This window comes from Rugamonas sp. GW822-FHT03B10, from assembly GCF_058801745.1.
The window spans coordinates 663,577-680,948 of record NZ_JBXANP010000001.1 but is presented as its reverse complement, the minus strand read 5'-3'; the positions used below and the strand labels follow the sequence as shown (position 1 = coordinate 680,948).

Sequence of the window (17,372 nt, the reverse complement as noted above, 5' to 3'; positions counted from 1 at the left end):
CGGACGGCGTTGCCGTCCGAATCTGCAGATACTACTACGCTTACTTGATCGACGACAGCTTCGCTTCCAGCGCACGGGCGTCGATGGCGCCGGGCACACGGCTGCCGTCGGTGAAGAAGATGGCCGGGGTGCCCGTCACGTTGAGTTTGTGGCCCAGTTCCAGCACGGCGTCGTTGGGCGTGCTGCAGGCGGCCGGCGCGGCCGGCGCGGCCTTGCCCGACACCATCCAGTCGTCCCAGGCCTTGTTGCGGTCGGCCGCGCACCAGATGTTCTTGGACTTGGTGAACGAGTCCTCGGCCAGGATGTTGTACATGAAGGTGTAGACGGTGATGTTGTCCATCGCCTTGATGGTGTTCTGGCGGAAGCGCTTGCAATAGCCGCAGTTCGGATCCTCGAACACGGCGATCACGCGCTTGCCGTCGCCCTTGACCAGCTTGACGGCCTTGTCCAGCGGCAGATCGGAGAACTTGATGCGGTTGATCTCGTCGAGCCGCTCGCGGGTCAGGTCGACCGAGGTCTTGGCGTTGTAGATGTGGCCGGAGAACAGATAGGTCGCCGTCTTGTCCGTGTACAGGATGTCGCCGCCCATGCGCACTTCGTACAGGCCGCTGTAGGGGGTCTCCTTGACCGAATCGACCTTGGCGCCGCCGCCCAGGCGCGGCTCGATCAGTTTCTTGATGCCCGCCTCGGTCGGCGTCTCGGCGCCCACGCAGGAGGCCATCAGGGCCGACAACAACAACAGTGCGAACTTGCTCTTTCTCATACCATCTCCGAAAACGACATCACAGGCGCCGCCGGCGGCGGCGCGCCAGCCCGCGCAGCGCATCAACCCGGCTGTTTTCCCAGCGCGTGGGAAATCAGGCGGCGCTTGAGCACGGGCAATTTATCCAGCAAGTTTAATCCCAAATTGCGCACCACGCGCAGCGGCTCCAGATCGGCGCCGAACAGGCGCGCCAGGCCGTCGGTGGCGACCTGCATCAGCAGCACGTCCTCCTTGCGCGCGCGGTCGTAGCGCGCCAGCACGCGCTCGTCGCCGATGGCGCGCTGCGGCTCGCGCGCGTTGATGGTGGCCACCAGCTGCGCCACGTCGGCGAAGCCCAGGTTCATGCCATGGCCGGCCAGCGGATGGACCACGTGGGCCGCGTCGCCCACCAGCGCCACGCGCGGCGCCACCATCGTGTGCGGCCGCATCAGACGCAGCGGGAAATCGCGCACCAGCTCCGGGCGCAGCGGCGTGAGCGCGCCCAGTTTGTCGCGGGCGAAGACGGCCAGCCGGGCCGCCAGCGCATCGGCGCCCTCGCGGCACAGCGTGTCGGCCAGCGCGTCGGGCGCCGACCACACCAGCGACACCATATTGCCCGGCAGCGGCAGCAGCGCCACGATGCCGTCGGCGCCCGTGAACCACTGGTGGGCCGCGCCCAGGTGCGGCTTCTCGCAGTGGAAGTTGCTGACCACGCCGCGCTGGCCGTAGGAACGGTAATCGAGGCCGATGTCGCACTGGCCGCGCACCCAGGACTGGGCGCCGTCCGCGCCCACCACCAGCGCCGCGCGGATGGCCGAACCATCGGCCAGTTGCACGGTGGCGCCGTCGTCGTCGCGCAGCAGGGCCGTGGCATGGCCGGCCACCGTGGTCACGTTCTGGGCGAAGCGCAGGGCCGCGTCCAGCGCCTGGTTCAGGTTGCGGTCCTCGACGATCCAGGCCAGCGTGCCCGTGTGGGCGCCGTAGGCGTCGAAGCCGAGGTTGCCGGCGTGGTCGCCATCGCCGTTGACCAGCATGGCGTCCACCGGCGCCACCCGGGCCGCATCGAGCGCGCCCCACACCTTGAGCGAGGACAGCAGCTTGTGGGCCGTGTGGTTGAGGGCGAACACCCGCACATCCCAGCCCGGGTCGCCGGCGGACGGGGCTTTCGGTGCGGCAGGTGGCGTGAGCATCGTCACGCTCTGCCCGGCCTGGGCGAACGCCAGCGCCGTCGTCTTGGCGATGGCGCCATCGCCTACGATACAAATATCACTGTGAAGGTCGCGCCGCATGGTGGGACTGGATGGGTGGTTGATCGGGGCAATCATTATAGCGTTTGTGGCGGACGGCAATTGCCCCGCCCGCCAGGATGTTGACGCGGCAAATGCCCGGCGTTTGCCCCGGCATCAAAGTTTTTTCGCGGCCGCCCTTGCCAATTCTCCAGCGCCTGCTATAATTGCGGTCCTTGGCCTGGTAGCTCAGTTGGTAGAGCAGAGGACTGAAAATCCTTGTGTCGGTGGTTCGATTCCGCCCCGGGCCACCAAGAATAAAAAATGAAAACGCCGATCCATGCTGATCGGCGTTTTTCATTTCCGCTTACTTCAGGCGATAAGCCAGTTCGGCGCCGGCCTGTCGCAACGCGCCTTGCACAGCCGGAACCGTCGCGAGCGGATTCAGCAGACCGAAGTCATGAATCATGCCCGAATAGCGCGTCGACGTGACCGGGACGCCGGCCTCTCCCAGCTTGCGCGCGTAGGCTTCGCCTTCATCGCGCAGCACGTCGAATTCGGCGGTCTGCACAAGTGCCGGCGGCAGGCCTTGCAGTTGCTCGACCGATGCACGTAATGGCGAAGCATGGATCTCTTTGCGCGCCGCGTCGCTGGTCGTGTAGTTATCCCAGAACCACCGCATCGCCGCGCGGGTCAGGAAGTAACCATGCTCGAACTGGCTGTACGACGGCGTGTCGAAGTTCGCATCGGTCACTGGCCACAGCAGCACTTGCGCGCGCAGTTTGGGCAGCCCCTGCTCCTTGGCCATCAACGCCACGACCGCTGCCATGTTGCCACCGACACTGTTGCCCACCACGGCGAGCCGGTTGCCGTCGACGTTGATGTCCTTGCCATGCGCGGCCACCCACCTGGTCGCACCGTAAGCTTGATGGATGGCGACGCCGTAGCCCGCTTCCGGCGAGGGCGTGTAGTCGACAAACACGGCGACGGTGCCTGAATCGGCCACGAGGTCACGCACCAGCCGCTCGTGCGTGGGGAAATCGCCGAGCACCCAGCCCCCGCCATGGAAGAACATGAACACGGGAAGCGTGCCTTTCACGCCGGCCGGACGAACGATGTGCAATTTGACATCCTGGCCGTCGACCTTGATCACCTTTTCCGACACATCGGCCTTGGGCAGCTTGGCGCCTTGCTGGGCGCCGATCAACACCTGCCGGGCATCGGCCGGTTGCAATTTCTCCAAAGCCGGCGCGGTCTCAAGCGCGTGCAGGAAGGGGACGATGTGCGGATCGACACCCGTGTAGTCCACGGCGAAGGCACTACCGGAGACAAGCGCCAGGGCGGACGCTATCGACATGATGTTCAAGTTTTTCATACACTGATTCCTTAATCTGATCGTTAACAATTAAATCGCGCACTATATACTAGGCACATCGCGACACGCCGCAGCGCCCCTGCTATTTCAATGAGCTCAAGCGCCGCGTTCCGCCTATTATATCGCGCACTATACAATAGTAAACAACTTTCTTGCATGAAAGCGAAATCGGCCGCGTTCGACCCGAATGGCCGGCCGCCGCACTTTCGGGGGCGCCATCGTCGTTACCGGGCCATTCATGATTTGCGGTTTGCCGCCGATACTACAGATGAAGCCCTTCAACCAACCTGGAGTAAAGCATGAGTACGCCGATCGGAAGTGCAACCTCAACCCAGTACGTACCGCCCGTTGCGACACAGCAGGCAAAACCCGTGGGCACCGATGCCGACGGCGACAATGACGGCACGAAAGCGCCAGCGGTCGAGCCGCCGAAGGCCACCTCCGGTCCTGTCGGAACGATCATCAACACCACCGCCTGAGCAGGTTTCGTCCATCCGCAATTGGCGGTGACCCGGTTCCTCTGCAATCAACAGGAACACGCTCGACAAAACGCCGATCCAACATGCGGATCGGCGTTTTTTTTGTTTCCGCCTAATCAAATCTCGGCGCAACGCTAATTGCGACAGCCCTACAATTATCGTTGACTCCTATCTACTGGCTGTCCAGCCCTGCTTGTATATCATATCGATACAGCCTACTATTCGCCATATGATAAGGAGCTTCCGCCACCACGGTCTGCAGCGTTTTTTCGAGACCGGCAGCAAAGCGGGCATCGTGGCGGCGCATGCCGGCAAGCTACGGCTTCAGCTCGCCGCACTGGATCGGGCGGTACGGCCTGCGGATATGTCGGCTCCGTCATGGGGACTGCACCCGCTCAAGGGCGACTTGCAAGGGCACTGGGCAATTACGGTCAACGGAAATTGGCGTATGATTTTCGCCTTTGATGGCCGCGACGCCATTCTCGTTGACTATCTGGACTACCACTAACGCGCACGGACTTTCCACATGGCTCCTATGCATAATCCACCTCATCCGGGCGAAGTGCTGAGGGAATACCTGGGCGACGTCACGATAACGGAGGCGGCTGCCCGCCTCGGCGTTGGCCGTGTCACGCTCCAGCGCATCGTAAGCGGCGCATCGGGGATCTCGCCAGACATGGCCTTCCGGCTCGCCGCCGCCTTTGGCACCAGCGCGGAGCTATGGGCCGGCATGCAGCTGCAATACGACCTGCACCAGGCAAGCAAGCTTAAACGGCCCAAAATCGAACGCATCGCGGCTTGATGAATGGCTGCTCCGACGGGAGTCTAGAACGCTTGCCAGCCCTGCAACGCCCCCTCGTCCGGCGCGGTGCCGCCGGGCATGGCCAGTTGGCCGGCATAGTTGGCGCCCGTCATGGTGGCGACGACGGCGGCCTGGTCGATGCCGCCTGCCTTGATCCATTCCCGCTGCGTGGCATAGGGCCGATTAATGCCCGCCCTGTCGAACACATCGTTGGCGTCGTAGAACATGCCCGTCAGCAAGGCCACGGCCGTGTCGATCTTGTACAGGTTGGTTTGCAGGACTTGCTGCGCGAACGTGGGATCGATGCGCTTGAGGATGCCGTAGGCGCCGGTGGAGACGAACTGGCTGTCGTACTTGGTCTGGTTCCCCGCCTGCGCATGGCCGGTGGCGTAGGCGTTGTTGACGTGTTCCATCATCGAGATGCCGCCGGCCCCGTTCCATGGCTGGAAGCCGGTGGCCCGGATGGTCGCCGGCGTGCGCGCGTCGAAGCGGTAGACAAAAGCCGGCAGTTCTTTTTGATTTATGACCCTGCCAACGATGCGCCGCGCGCGATTGACACTGTCGGGCAACCAACCGTATTTGGCCATGATATTTCCCCCTTTTCGATGATGATCCAAAAGATAGGAACCCAGCGCGGGGCCGCGCACCGCCTGCCCGCAACCAACTCAGCCAAATCACTTTAGCACATTGCAAATAAAAAGCGAAAGGCGCCGGCCTGATCCGGCCCGGCCATGCCGGCGGGTGTTGCCATAAATTAAATTTGTGGTTTTTCAGACAATTTCGCATGTTATTTATACATCGCGATTGACCCGCCAGGGCAACGCCCCTAGCATCGGATTTCGATCGCCGCGACCGGCGGCCGTCTAGTTTCTGGCGTGCAAGGCCATCCCTTCCATTCACGACTTCCAGGGCTCATCATGTTCAAAAAACATCTCAGCAATACCTCCCGCACACTCGTCATGACCATGCTGGCGGCCGCCGTCGGCGCCCATTGCACCATGGCCAGCGCCGCCGGCGACGGCACGGTGCGCGTCATCGTCGGATTCAAGGCCGGCAACACGGCCAACGGCAAGGCGGCGCTGGCCGCCGCGCAAGGCAACGTCGTGCAGGACTTGCCCGAGATCGGCGCCGCAGCGGCCCAGGTGCCGTCCAAGGCGCTGGATGGCTTGCGCCACAATGCGAACATCGAATTCGTGGAACCGGACCAGAAACGCATCCCGTTCGCCGCCAGCACCCCGTCCACCGGCACCCCCTACCAGCTGGGCCAGCAAGTGCCCTATGGCATCGCCATGGTGCAGGCCGACCAGCTGCCCGACACCTACGCCGCCAACCGCATGCTGTGCATCATCGACTCCGGCATCGACCTCGCGCACGAGGACTTGCACGGCAACCACGTGACCGGCGACACCAACCCCGGCACCGGCAACTGGTACACCGACGAGAACCACCACGGCACCCACGTGGCCGGCACCATCGCCGCCATCAACAACGCGGGCGTGGGCGTGGTCGGCGTCAATCCGGGCCGCCAGCTGAACCTGCACATCGTCAAGGTGTTCGGCGCCGACGGCTGGGCCTACACCTCGACCCTGATCGCGGCCGCCAACAAGTGCGGTGCCGCCGGCGCCAATGTGATCAGCATGTCGCTGGGCGGCGCCGACGCCAGCATCGCCGAGGAGCGCGCCTTCGATGGCCTGGCCAGGCGCGGCGTGCTGTCCATCGCGGCCGCCGGCAACGACGGCAACGACACCCAGTCCTACCCGGCCGGCTACAGCAGCGTGATGTCGATCGCCGCGCTGGACCAGAACAAGCAGATCGCGTCCTTCTCCCAGTTCACCTCGAAGGTCGAGCTGGCGGCGCCGGGCGTGGACGTGCTGTCGACCGTGCCGATGGGCACCGGCCGCGCCGCCGCGTTGACGGTGGGCGCCACCACCTACGCGCCGCGCGAGATGGAGGGCTCGCCGGCCGCCAGCGCCCATGCGCCGCTGGCCGACTTCGGCCTGGGCACGGCCACCGACGCCGCCATGGCCGGCAAGGTCTGCCTGGTCCGGCGCGGCGCCGTGTCGTTCGCCACCAAGGTCGGCAACTGCCAGGCTAGCGGCGGGGTCGGCGCCGTCGTCTACAACAACGTGGCCGGCGAATTGAACGGCACGCTGGGCACGACCGTCACCACCATCCCTTCGGTCGGCGTGTCCGACACGGAAGGCGCCAGCCTGCTCACCCAACTGGGCCAGCAAGCCAACGTGACCGTGACGGCCACCAACTACGCGCTCTACAACGGCACCTCGATGGCCACGCCGCACGTGTCTGCCGTGGCCGCGCTGGTGTGGAGCTACTTCCCCCAGTGCAGCGCCAGCCAGATCCGCAGCGCGCTGGACAACTCGGCGCTCGATCTGGGCACGCCGGGCCGCGACCCCTACTTTGGCTATGGCCTGGTGCAGGCGCGGGCCGCGTATGACCGCATCCGCAGCCAGGGTTGCGGCCACTGAAACCGGCCGCTGACCCGTCGCGGGCGGTGGCGCGCTACCGCCCGCACGGCGCGCCGGACGCCTCGCGCTCGAGGCGTTTCCTGAACACGAGCGGCGTTTCGCCGGTGAGCCGCCGGAACGCCGTGATGAACGCCGAACACGACAGGTAGCCCAGACGGTAGGCCGTCTCGTCCACCGACAGTTTGAGCACCACCAGATATTCCTCGGCCAGCGCGATCCGGGCCTCATCGCGGATCGCCGTGAACGCCGTGCCCTCCTGTATCAACTGGCGCCGCAGGGTGCGCGACGTCATGCACAGGGCGCTGGCCACCTCCTCCATCCCCAGTTCGATATTGCCGGCCAGGCGCTCCCTGACCCTGGCGGCCAGCCCCACGCGCACGCGGTGGCGTTCGAGGATGCGGACGCACTGCTCCTCGCTGTATTTCAGCATCAGGTCATTGGCCTGCGGCAGCGGCAGCAGCATCTGCTCGCGCGCGAACGCGACCACGGTGCGCGCGGCGCCGAACTGGGGCAGCATGCCGAACGCCTGCGCATAGGGGGCCGTCGCGGCGGGCGCCGGGAACGGCAACTCCACGCGGCGCAAGGCGTCGGGCAGCACGATCAATTCGCGCTGGATCGCCACCAGCGCCGCCGCATCGCGTTCGATGATGAAGCGCCGCACGTCCTCGGGCACGTGGTCGGCATCGATCGCCACGGCTGTCTCATGGTCGCTGTCCGTCGCCTCGAAGCGGGTGAACGCATGGGTGAGATTGAAATAGCGCAGCGCCACGTCGAGCGCCTGGCGCGAATGGCGGCTCGTGACCAGGGCGAAGCCCAGCGAACCGAAGGTCGAATAGTGATAGCGCAAGCCGGCGGCCACGCCCAGCGCGGGCACATGGCGCAAGTGGGCCAGCAGGTTGCGGATCAGGCGCAATTCCTGCGCGGCGCTCACCACGCAGCCGGCATCGTCCAGGTCGCGCTGGCGGACGCCGCTGCCGGCCAGCACCTGCTTGGGCGCCAGGCCATGGCTGGCGCCCAGTTCGGCCAGCAGCCGTATCCCGGCGATGCTGCGTGCAAAGTCCCAGCTGCCCATCGTTGATTTGTCCGAAAATGTAAATTTATTGGCCGCGACCACTATACAGCGTCCGGCCCCCCGCTTGCTAGAGTTGAGTCTCCAAACTGAGTCGCCAACGGCGCCGCCTCCCGCGTCGGTCGCGGGCCGGACTCACGATAACGAGAAGGAGACAACCATGCTGGATACCGATGACGTGGCGGCGCTGCTGTCCGAGGTCGACGCGTTCGCCACCGAGCGCATCGCGGCGGCGGTCGAACGACCGGAAGCGCCCCTGTCCAACGACACCCTCACCGCCCTGAGCACCGAGGCCGCCGAACTGGGCTTGATCCCCGCCCCGGACGCGGCCCCCGGCTACGCGCTGTGGGAGCACTGCGACCACGCCAACGCCATGCAATTCAACCTGGGCTTGCTGCAGCTGGTGGCGCGGGCCAACGCCGGCGTGGCCTTCGCCTGGCACCGCAGCGCGCTGGCGCGCTCGGCCGCCGCGCTGCCCGGCGCCCCCATTTCCGGCGGGAGCGTGCTCGATACGGCCCTCGTCACCACCGGCCACCTTGGCCTCGCGCGCACGGAACTGGCGCGGTTCCTGCGCCCGCAGGGGCCGCGCGCCGACATTGCCTTCCTGTCCGACTGGCTGGACCGCCGCTGGCACGACACCACCGTGATCACGACGGCGTCGTGGCAGCAGCTGGTGTGGCCGGTCTGGCATCGCGACACCATCCGCTGGCAACGCGCCGCGCGCCAGCAGCTGCACGTGGAACCGCGCCGCGCCCAGCACGGCCTCGACGAGCTGGCCGCGTTCAGCGTGCGCCTGGCGCCGTACGCCGACACCATGCTGCTGCCCGAGGGCGGCGATCCCCGCCAGGCCTACGAGCGCATGCTCAAGCTCGACATGCTGGGGCTGATGGCCATCGGCGCCGGCGCGCTGCGCCACGCCTGGGAACTGGCGGCCGGCTACGCCGCCATCCGCAGGCAGGGCGGCAAGGTGATCGGCGACCATGCGGCCGTCCAGATCATGCTGGGCGAGATCGAAATGGCCTGGCAACAGGCGTCCGCCGCGCTGGCGCGCCTGGCCCGCCCGATCGACGACATCGCGCTCAACGAAGTGGCGGCCCAACGCGCCAGCACCCACGGCGCGCTGTGCCATGGCGCCAACCAGGGCGTGCAAGTCCACGGCGGCGTCGGCTACATGCGCGACGTGGGCGCGGAAAAGATCGTGCGCGACCAGAACATGCTCAAACTGCTGGCCGGCGGCACGCGTGAGATCCCGCTGCTGCTCAGCGCCCTGTGCGGAGGCCAGCCATGAGCCACGCCGCCCATCTGGCAGGCCATCTGCCGTTCGACCACGCCCTGTCGCCGCAGCTGAAGTTCCGCCACCTGCCGGCGGCCGGCCGCGCCTTCACCAACAGCCCGCTCGACGACCTGTGGGACGCCGACTGCGCGCGTTTGCCGCGCGGCCTGCGCGGCCTGCGGCACAAGGCCCGCGCGTTCGCCGAAACCCGTCTGGCGCCGCTCTCGGCCACCCTCGACCAGCAAGCGCACCTGGCGCCGGGCACCTGCCCGCCCGCCACCCGGCAGATGCTGATCGCGGCGGGCAAGGCCGGCTGGCTCAGCTACTTCCTGCCCGCCCCGCTGGGCAGCCTGCCCTGGGGCGCGGCCCTGCATCCGCCGGTCTGGGCCTGCAGCCTGGTGGTGGAGGAATTCACGCGCGTGTGCGGCGGCCAGATGCTGCTGCTGTCGGCCCACCACCTGGGTTGCATGCCGTTGCTGCTGTCGGGTCGTCTCTCGACCATCCGCGACTTCCTGCTGCCCGTCTATCGCAGCAACGAGCGCGGCGATCCGCACCTGGTCGCCTTCGCCATCACGGAACCGCAGGCCGGATCGGACGTCGAGGAAGGCCACGGCGCGCAGCAGTACCGGCCCGGCGTGGTGGCCACGCCGGTGGCCGGCGGTTACCTGCTCAACGGCCGCAAGTGCTTCATCAGCGGCGGCGACCTGGCCCGCAGCATGACCGTGTTCGCCGCGCTCAAGGGCGAGGGCATGGCATCGTGGACCTGCTTCTACGTCGACTGCGCCACGCCCGGCGTCACCATTCCGCGCACCGAGATCAAGATGGGCATGCGCGCCTCCGGCGCCGCCGAGGTCGAATTCAACAACGCCTTCGTCCCGGACGGGCGCGTGATCGGCGGCCTGCGCAACGGCTGGGTGCTCAACCGCGGCACCCTCAATTCGTCGCGCATCCCGGTGGCCGCCATGGGGGTCGGCTTCGCCCGCGCCGCCACCGAGGTGGCGATCGAGTTCGCGCGCCGTTACACGCTGGCCGGCAAATGCCTGCTCGACTACCAGGACGTGCAACTGCATATCGCCACCATGCTGGCCGAGACCCGCGCCATCCGCAATCTGGTGTGGCAGGAGGCGCGCCACGCGCGCAAGCCGCGCCAGTTGCACGCCTCGCTGTGCAAATTCCACGCGACCGACCGCGCGCAAGCCGTGTGCGAGATGGCGATGGATTTGCTGGCCGACCACGGCGGCCTGCACGAACAACGGATCGAGCAGATCTTCCGCGACGTGCGCCTGACGCGCATCTTCGAGGGCACCAACCAGATCAACCGGCTGGCCATGGTCGAGGACTGGCAAGGACAGCTTCTCGACCACACCACCCCCATCGGAGTTTGAACATGACCCAATTTGACGCGGACCCGTTCTTCCAATATCCCCGCAACACCCTCGCCACCTCGGCCGGCGACGTGGCGATGCCCATCCTGTACTACGATGCGTCGCAGTTGATGGCCTTCTACTGGCTCGATGTCGACCGCGCCCAGGCGCTGCTGGGCGAGCAATACGAAGCGGTGCGCTTCGGCGGCAAGGTGCTCGCGGCCGTGGCGTTCTACGAATACCGCAACACCTCCATCGGCGCCTACAACGAGGTGGGCACGGCCATCGCCTGCGTGCCCAGGGGCACCACGCCGCCCGCGCGGCCGCTGCTGTCGCTTTTTAAAAGCCTCGACAAGAACCGGCTCGGCTTCCACGTCATCGACCTGCCCGTCACCACGGCGGCGGCCTGCGCGGCCGGACGCGACATCTGGGGCTACCCCAAGTTCATCACCCCGATCGACTTCTCGCTGCATGGCCCGAACTTCAGCGGCGCCGTGCACGATCCGGCCGGCGGCGCGCCCATCTTCTCGTTGACGGGGACGGCCGGTCCCGGCATCCCGGCGCCGCTGATCAATCTGATCCTGTATTCCAGCCACCGGACCGGCATGTTGCGCACGCTGATCAACATCCGTGGCAAGGGCCGGCTATGCCTGCCCGGCTCGCTGCGCCTGCGCATCGGCCCCGGCGCCCACCCGATGGCCGAACGGTTGAAGGCGATGGGATTGCAGGACGCCAGACCGGCCTTCATCGCCCACACCCACGGCCTGCAACTGCGCCTGAACGCGGGCGCCGTGCTGCCGTGAGCGGGGCCGGACGGTCAATGTGAGCGGACGGCGGCCGGTATGGACACCACCATGCCACGCCGCGCCGCGCCGGCGAACAGCACCACCGACGCGATGGCCAGCACGTCGGTGGCCAGCATCATGACCGTGAACGGCGACGCCACGCCGGCGCCGGCCAGCAGATCGCGCCCCGCCCCCACGGCCAGGCTGCCAAGGGAAATGGCCACCACGTTAATCGCCATCATCGTGAAGCCGGCCACGGTCGAGCGCATGGTGGCCGGCACCATGCCCTGGATCAGCGTGTTGGCCGGCCCGTAGGCGGCCATCGGCAGGAAGGCGCCCGCGCACATGCCGAGGTAGAACAGCGCGGAACCGGGCGCGGCGAAGCGGTAGGCCAGCATGAACGGCGCGCACAGCACCACCAGTCCGGCCACGAAGCCGGCGTGGCCGCCCTTGATGGCGTGCGCGAAGCGGTCGCCCAGGCCGCCGCCGAACACGGCGCCGAAGGTGCCGAACACCAGTTGCAGCATGCCGATGCGCTTGGCCATGGTGGCCGCATCCAGCCCCCGCTCATCGACCAGCCACACCTGCGTGAACGCGAAACCGGCGAACACCATGTGCAGCAGCACGAAGCCGGCGATCACCTGCAACAGGCCCGGCGTGCCGCCCACGGTGCGTATCATGGCCCGCAACTGCGCACCGAACGGCGCGCCGCGCTCATGCCCGGGCTGGCCGCGCTCCTCCGACAGGAAGGCCAGCGGCAGCGCCAGCAGCGCGCCCACCACGCCCAGCACATGGAAGGTGTCGCGCCAGCCGTGCGTGGCGCCGTAGGTGCCGGCCAGCAGGAAGCTGACGCCGATGCCGAGCGGGATGCCGGTGAAGAAGATGCCGATCACCGTGCCGCGCCGGCGCGCCGGGAACAGGTCGGCCAGCAGGCTGACGGCGGCCGGCACCAGCGCCGCCTCGCCGCTGGCGACGAAGAAGCGCGCCATCGCCATCTGCGTGAAGTCGTGCACATTGCCGGAGGCCCAGGTGCAGACGCTCCACACCAGCATGCCCACGGCCACCACGCGCGGGCGCGAGTAGCGGTCGGCCAGCGTGCCCATGAACATGGCCATCAGGCCGAAGCTCAGCACCCAGACGGCACCCACCAGGAACCCGTATTGCGCGTTGGAGAGCCCGATGTCGCGGATGATCTGCGGCGAAAAGCCGAGCAGCATATTGCGGTCCACATGCGCGAGGATGTGGGCGAACAGCAGGACGCACAGGGCGATCCGGGAGAAGTGCCGCCATTGCATGGTGATTACCCCACTTGGTTCATCGGGAAGCCGCGCTGGCCGGGCTGGCGGTTGGGCGCCATGCCCAGCTTGGCGAGCGTCGTCCCCACATCATTGTAGTGCGTGCCGATCTGGTAGATGGAACGCGCTTCCTTGCCGGTGGCGACGTCGCGGCCCACTTCACGCGCCAGCCGCACCATCTGCTCCACCTGCTCGACGGAGGTCATGCGCTCGCCGGGACGGCGCCACAGGTTGTCCTCGATGCCCACCCGCACGTGCAGGCCCATGGCGATGGCCATCATGTTCATCGGCGCCACGTTGCGCATGATGCCCTCGATGGTCAGCACGGCGCCGTCGGGCACCTGGCGGATGAACTCCATCATGTGGAACGGGTCGGGGCCGGCCGCGCCGCCGCCGATGGCCACGTAGTTCAGCACCAGCGGGCCGGTGTAGTTGCCGCGCCGGATCAGGCGCTTGACCGTCTCCAGCTGCGACACGCCGCCCAGCATGAAGTGCGGCTGGATGCGCGCCTCCTGCAGGCGCTTCAGGTGCTCGATGTAGAAGGTGGGCGTGGCCTCGGTGCACATGTCCTGGTAGGCCGCCTTCACGCGCGGATCGGCCAGCATGGTGCCGGCGCCGTCCTCGGCCGTGAGCAGCTCGAACACGTTCATCTGCGCGTTGTTGATGGCGATCGTCACCTGGTCCGGCTTGGGGGTCAGTTCGGCCAGCATGTGGCGCGTGTCGTGGCTCAGCCACTTCGCATCGGCGCCCTCGCCTTCCGGCGCGAACGAGATCGAACCGCCCACCTGCAGCACCATGTCCGGCACGGCGTCACGCAGGCGGCCCAGCATTTCATTGAACTTGGACAGCCGCTTGGAGCCCTTGCCGTCGTCCTCGCGCACGTGCACGTGCAGCACGGTGGCGCCGGCGTTCCAGCAATCGACCGCCTTCTGCACCTGCTGGTCCATGGTGACGGCGATGTCGTCCGAATCGCCGGGGATGAATTGCGGGCCGAACGGCGCCACCTGGATCACGAGCTTTTCCTGGTTTTCCGGCAGGAGGGAATCGTCGAAGAATTGCATGGTAAGTCCTTTCGTTTAGATGACAGCGCCGCCATTGGGGCTGATGATTTGTCCAACCAGGTAGTGCTGGCCGGCCAGGTAGGTGACGAGGGAGGCGTATTCCTCCATCGTGCCGAGCCGGCCAGCGGGCACCACCTGCCACAGCTGGTTGCGTTTTTCCTCGCCCACGGCGGCGAGGTACTGCTCGAACAGGGGAGTAAGCACGCCGCCGGGGGCGACGGCGTTGACGTAGATGTTGGCCCCGGCCACCTCGGCCGCCACGCTCTTGGTGAACGCCACCACGGCGCCCTTGGTGGCGCTGTAGTGCGGGCTGTGCGCGCTCATGGCGGAGATGCCGGCGATGGAGGCGATGTTGATGATCTTGCCGTCGCGCTGGGGCTCCATCAGGCGCAGCGCGGCGCGCGTGCAGTAGAACAGGCCATGCACGTTCACGTCCCAGAAGCGCATCCACTCCTCGTCGCTCATGGCGCTGGTGATGGCCAGCGACTGGCGCGGCACCGGCGTGGTGAGGTAGCCGTAGTGCAGATTGCGGCGCACGGTATCGTGTTCGCCCTCCGGCACGCGGGCCGCGTTGTTGACCAGGATGTGCAGCGTGCCGAAGCGCGCCGCCAGTTGCGCGAACATGGCGTCCACGGCGGCGCTGGACGAGACGTCGCAACGCAGCGCCAGGCATTCGCCGCCGGCCGCCTCGATGGCGGCGCGCGTGGTCTCCAGGTTGTCGGTGTCGATGTCGCAGATGGCCACGCGGGCGCCGGCGTCGGCCAGGGCCAGCGCGATGGCGCGCCCCAGGCCACGGCCCGCGCCCGTCACCAGCGCGATGCGCTTATTCAGTTGTCCCATGGCCGCCTCACTTGCTGCGCGCGGCCAGTTCTTCCTGCAAAATGGGGGCGCCCAGACTCATGGTGTGGATGCCCAGCACGGACGTCAGTTGCAGCACGGCCGTGATTTCCTCCTTGGTGGCGCCCAGTTCCAGCGCCTTGCGGATGTGGCGCCGCACGCCCGGTGCGTACATGTGGGTGCACGAGGCGTCGACGGCGATGGCGAGGAACTCCACCGTCTTCGGATCGAGCACGCCGGCGATCAGCGGGCGCAGGCCCATGGCCATGAATTTCTCGGTCCAGACCGGGTCGAGCTCAGCGAACGGGGTCCAGTTCGGATTCCATTCGCCGGTGGCACGCAGGTGGTCGCACAGCGGGGTGTGGTTGTCCATCGTTTGTCTCCATTTTTTTGATGTAATGGAGCCATTCTAGGAAGCCGGGGCCATGCCGGTATTCACATAACGGGACATTGATGTTACATTTTGGGACATCATGAAATCGTCCCGATACGCAGTCCGCAGCGCCGCCCTGACCAGTTACGTGCCCCTGGCCCGATCGCTGGGGCTCGATCCCTACCGCCTGCTGACGGAAGCGGGCATCAACCGCGCCGCCCTGCTCGACCCCGACCTGAAGATCCCGGCCGAGGCCCTGGCGCGCATGCTCGAGGCCAGCGCCGCCGAGGCGGGCGTGGAGGACTTCGGCCTGCGCCTGGCCGCCACGCGCGAGCTGTCCAACCTCGGTCCGCTGGCGCTGGCCATGCGCGAGGAACCGACGCTGCGCCGCAAGCTGGAGGCGGCCGCCAAGTTCCAGCGCCTGCACAATGAGGCGCTGCGTCTGCGGGTCGAGGAGGAGGATGGCCTGGTCTATGTGTCCGAAGCCATGCTGGGCACCTCGGGCATGGTCTACCGCCAGGCGGCCGAGCTGACCATCGGCGTGCTGCACGGGATGATGAAGCTGTTCTTCGGCGAAGGCTGGGCGCCGCGCGCCGTGTGCTTCTCGCACCAGCCGCCGCGCGACATGGCGCCGCACCGCCGCTTCTTCGACGCCCCGCTGCGCTTCCGCGCCGACTTCGACGGCTTCATCTGCCAGGCGCGCGACCTGGACCGCGCCACCCAGGCGGCCGATCCGCAGATGGCCAAGTATGTGCGCGCCTATCTGGACTCCATCGTCGGCGACCCGGCCAACGACACGCGCGACAAGGTCTGGCAGCTGGTGCTGGCCATGCTGCCCACGGGCCGCTGCAGCGCCGAGGCCGTGGCCGACAGCCTGGGCGTGGACCGGCGCACCATCCACCGCCACCTGGCCCAGCATGGCGAGACCTTCACCGTGCTGGTGGACGCCGTGCGCGACGAACTGGCCACGCGCTACCTGCTGCACGACCGCCGCCGCGCCAGCGAGGTGGCGCTGCTGCTGGGCTTCTCATCGCAAAGCGCGTTCTCGCGCTGGTTCAGTCAGCGCCACGGCTGCAGCATCACGGCCTGGCGCACGCATTAGCTGGGGCGCACCCGGACGTGCTGGCGGGCGCCCCCGGGCGCGCTAGCGGGCGGGCGGGCACGCGCACGCGCGCGGGCCTGCTTTTTCCGGCCTACTTTTCCACCGTGACCACCAGCGCCTGGATCTGGCCGTCGATTTCACCGTCGCCAAAGCGCGCGGCCAGCGCCGCCTCGGCCAGGCTGGTCGCCTCGGCCACGCTCGGGCTGCGGCGCGCTTCGATTTCCCCCAGCCACGGCGTGCCCTGGCAATACGCGGTGGCGACCAGGCGCGCCGACGATGCGCGGCTGCGCGCCGTCACCGTCTCGAACACGGGCGGCCTGGCGTAACCGGCCGCCAGCAGCTGCTCCGCGATGAGGGCGGCGTCGTGATAGCCATGCGGGGTGCGCGCCATGAACGCGGGCGGATCGGCCGGATAGGCCTTGATCAGCGCCTGGTTGATCACATCGGCGAACGCGTTCTGTCCGATGCCGTCCCACACGCTGAACAGAAAGGCGCCGCCCGGGCGCAGCACGCGGCGCGCCTCCGCGTAGGCCTGGCGCTTGTCCGGGAAGAACATGGCGCCGAACTGGCACACCACCAGATCGAAGGCCGCGTCCGGGAACGGCAGCTGCATCGCGTCCGCCTGCCGCCACGTCACGGGCCGGCTGGTGCCCTGGGCGATCGCGTGGTCCAGCATCGGCTGATTGAGGTCGCTGGCCGTGATCGCGGTGCCGGCCGGCAGCGCCGCCGCCAGCTGGCGCGTGACGACGCCCGTGCCGCAGGCGATTTCGAGCACGTCGCGCGGCTGGCGCGCCAGCACCCGGCGCCGCATGTCCTCGGCGTAGGGCGCGAAGATCAGCGGCACCATGTAGCGCTCGTAGAGTTGGGGAACGGAGCCGCCGAAGGTCCGGTCGGCTTCGGTGGGCGCCATGGCTGGCGCCGTGCGGGGAGCGTCCATTGCTATCTCCTTGCCTGATCCGCCACGCGGCGGCCGCGGCCCTGTTTTTACTGGCACTTACGGCGTTCGCGTGAAACAGTGTTCCATATTGCGAAATAGACGTGCGTAAAAAACGGGCACCGCCATTCCATTTTTTGAAAATGCATACCACATACTGAAAAATAAC

Annotated in this window: 18 protein-coding genes and 1 tRNA gene; 9 read left to right on the top strand and 10 right to left on the bottom strand. The window is 67.2% G+C overall.

All coding sequences use genetic code 11. From position 1 onward, the window contains the following. Positions 1 to 40 precede the first annotated feature (40 nt). Both AC1RQG_RS03095 and AC1RQG_RS03090 read right to left on the bottom strand, forming a co-directional pair. Positions 41 to 763 (bottom strand): DsbC family protein, encoded by a 723-nt coding sequence (locus AC1RQG_RS03095; RefSeq protein WP_493128168.1) that lies wholly within the window; start codon positions 761 to 763, stop codon positions 41 to 43. A 62-nt stretch (positions 764 to 825) separates the two neighbouring features. Further along, positions 826 to 2,031 carry an FAD-dependent monooxygenase gene (locus tag AC1RQG_RS03090; RefSeq protein ID WP_493128166.1) on the bottom strand — a complete coding sequence of 402 codons (1,206 nt, stop codon included), beginning with the start codon at positions 2,029 to 2,031 and terminating at the stop codon, positions 826 to 828. A 175-nt stretch (positions 2,032 to 2,206) separates the two neighbouring features. Here AC1RQG_RS03090 and AC1RQG_RS03085 point away from each other — a divergent pair. Further along, positions 2,207 to 2,282: transfer RNA gene (locus tag AC1RQG_RS03085), tRNA-Phe, on the top strand. Between the two features lie 53 nt (positions 2,283 to 2,335). Here the strand turns inward: AC1RQG_RS03085 and AC1RQG_RS03080 are convergent. Then, a complete protein-coding gene (locus tag AC1RQG_RS03080) occupies positions 2,336 to 3,343 on the bottom strand; it encodes an alpha/beta hydrolase (protein ID WP_493128163.1) in 1,008 nt (335 codons plus the stop codon). Positions 3,344 to 3,642: 299 nt separating this feature from the next. Between AC1RQG_RS03080 and AC1RQG_RS03075 the strand changes: the two genes are divergently transcribed. The 3 genes from AC1RQG_RS03075 to AC1RQG_RS03065 all read left to right on the top strand — a co-directional run bounded on the left by AC1RQG_RS03075 (position 3,643) and on the right by AC1RQG_RS03065 (position 4,624). Next, on the top strand, positions 3,643 to 3,822 hold the full coding sequence (locus AC1RQG_RS03075) for a hypothetical protein (RefSeq protein ID WP_493128161.1): 180 nt from the start codon (positions 3,643 to 3,645) through the stop codon (positions 3,820 to 3,822). Positions 3,823 to 4,051: 229 nt separating this feature from the next. Beyond that, complete coding sequence (locus AC1RQG_RS03070; protein ID WP_493128232.1) at positions 4,052 to 4,330, top strand: type II toxin-antitoxin system RelE/ParE family toxin; 279 nt, start codon at positions 4,052 to 4,054, stop codon at positions 4,328 to 4,330. An 18-nt stretch (positions 4,331 to 4,348) separates the two neighbouring features. Further along, the gene (locus AC1RQG_RS03065) at positions 4,349 to 4,624 is read left to right on the top strand and encodes a HigA family addiction module antitoxin (RefSeq protein ID WP_493128159.1); all 276 of its coding nucleotides are present in this window, start codon (positions 4,349 to 4,351) and stop codon (positions 4,622 to 4,624) included. A gap of 23 nt (positions 4,625 to 4,647) precedes the next feature. Here AC1RQG_RS03065 and AC1RQG_RS03060 read toward each other — a convergent pair whose 3' ends face one another. Beyond that, positions 4,648 to 5,211, bottom strand: coding sequence for a hypothetical protein (locus AC1RQG_RS03060; protein ID WP_493128157.1), 564 nt, complete (start codon positions 5,209 to 5,211; stop codon positions 4,648 to 4,650). Between the two features lie 330 nt (positions 5,212 to 5,541). Here AC1RQG_RS03060 and AC1RQG_RS03055 point away from each other — a divergent pair, with 330 nt between their 5' ends. Continuing rightward, positions 5,542 to 7,110 carry a S8 family serine peptidase gene (locus tag AC1RQG_RS03055; RefSeq protein WP_493128155.1) on the top strand — a complete coding sequence of 523 codons (1,569 nt, stop codon included), beginning with the start codon at positions 5,542 to 5,544 and terminating at the stop codon, positions 7,108 to 7,110. A gap of 34 nt (positions 7,111 to 7,144) precedes the next feature. Here AC1RQG_RS03055 and AC1RQG_RS03050 read toward each other — a convergent pair whose 3' ends face one another. Next, entirely contained in the window at positions 7,145 to 8,182 is a 1,038-nt protein-coding gene (locus AC1RQG_RS03050; RefSeq protein ID WP_493128153.1) for an AraC family transcriptional regulator, read from the bottom strand. 157 nt (positions 8,183 to 8,339) lie between these two features. Here AC1RQG_RS03050 and AC1RQG_RS03045 point away from each other — a divergent pair, with 157 nt between their 5' ends. From AC1RQG_RS03045 to AC1RQG_RS03035, 3 genes are read left to right on the top strand one after another with little or no spacing between them, the layout of a single operon-like run. Further along, complete coding sequence (locus AC1RQG_RS03045) at positions 8,340 to 9,467, top strand: acyl-CoA dehydrogenase family protein (protein ID WP_493128151.1); 1,128 nt, start codon at positions 8,340 to 8,342, stop codon at positions 9,465 to 9,467. Beyond that, positions 9,464 to 10,837 (top strand): acyl-CoA dehydrogenase family protein, encoded by a 1,374-nt coding sequence (locus tag AC1RQG_RS03040; RefSeq protein WP_493128149.1) that lies wholly within the window; start codon positions 9,464 to 9,466, stop codon positions 10,835 to 10,837. Before AC1RQG_RS03045 ends, AC1RQG_RS03040 begins: the two co-directional genes overlap by 4 nt. A gap of 2 nt (positions 10,838 to 10,839) precedes the next feature. Continuing rightward, a complete protein-coding gene (locus AC1RQG_RS03035; protein ID WP_493128147.1) occupies positions 10,840 to 11,619 on the top strand; it encodes an acetoacetate decarboxylase family protein in 780 nt (259 codons plus the stop codon). A gap of 14 nt (positions 11,620 to 11,633) precedes the next feature. On the opposite strand, the gene AC1RQG_RS03030 is transcribed toward AC1RQG_RS03035, so the two are convergent. The 4 genes from AC1RQG_RS03030 to AC1RQG_RS03015 are packed head-to-tail and all read right to left on the bottom strand — an operon-like array spanning position 11,634 to position 15,167. Continuing rightward, on the bottom strand, positions 11,634 to 12,896 hold the full coding sequence (locus tag AC1RQG_RS03030; RefSeq protein ID WP_493128145.1) for an MFS transporter: 1,263 nt from the start codon (positions 12,894 to 12,896) through the stop codon (positions 11,634 to 11,636). Between the two features lie 5 nt (positions 12,897 to 12,901). Further along, entirely contained in the window at positions 12,902 to 13,957 is a 1,056-nt protein-coding gene (locus AC1RQG_RS03025) for a beta-keto acid cleavage family enzyme (RefSeq protein WP_493128143.1), read from the bottom strand. A 15-nt stretch (positions 13,958 to 13,972) separates the two neighbouring features. Continuing rightward, the gene (locus AC1RQG_RS03020) at positions 13,973 to 14,797 is read right to left on the bottom strand and encodes an SDR family NAD(P)-dependent oxidoreductase (RefSeq protein WP_493128141.1); all 825 of its coding nucleotides are present in this window, start codon (positions 14,795 to 14,797) and stop codon (positions 13,973 to 13,975) included. A gap of 7 nt (positions 14,798 to 14,804) precedes the next feature. Then, positions 14,805 to 15,167, bottom strand: coding sequence for a carboxymuconolactone decarboxylase family protein (locus tag AC1RQG_RS03015; protein ID WP_493128139.1), 363 nt, complete (start codon positions 15,165 to 15,167; stop codon positions 14,805 to 14,807). 100 nt (positions 15,168 to 15,267) lie between these two features. Here AC1RQG_RS03015 and AC1RQG_RS03010 point away from each other — a divergent pair, with 100 nt between their 5' ends. Continuing rightward, a complete protein-coding gene (locus tag AC1RQG_RS03010; RefSeq protein WP_493128137.1) occupies positions 15,268 to 16,269 on the top strand; it encodes an AraC family transcriptional regulator in 1,002 nt (333 codons plus the stop codon). Positions 16,270 to 16,360: 91 nt separating this feature from the next. On the opposite strand, the gene AC1RQG_RS03005 is transcribed toward AC1RQG_RS03010, so the two are convergent. After that, on the bottom strand, positions 16,361 to 17,206 hold the full coding sequence (locus AC1RQG_RS03005) for a class I SAM-dependent methyltransferase (protein ID WP_493128135.1): 846 nt from the start codon (positions 17,204 to 17,206) through the stop codon (positions 16,361 to 16,363). Positions 17,207 to 17,372: the final 166 nt, after the last annotated feature.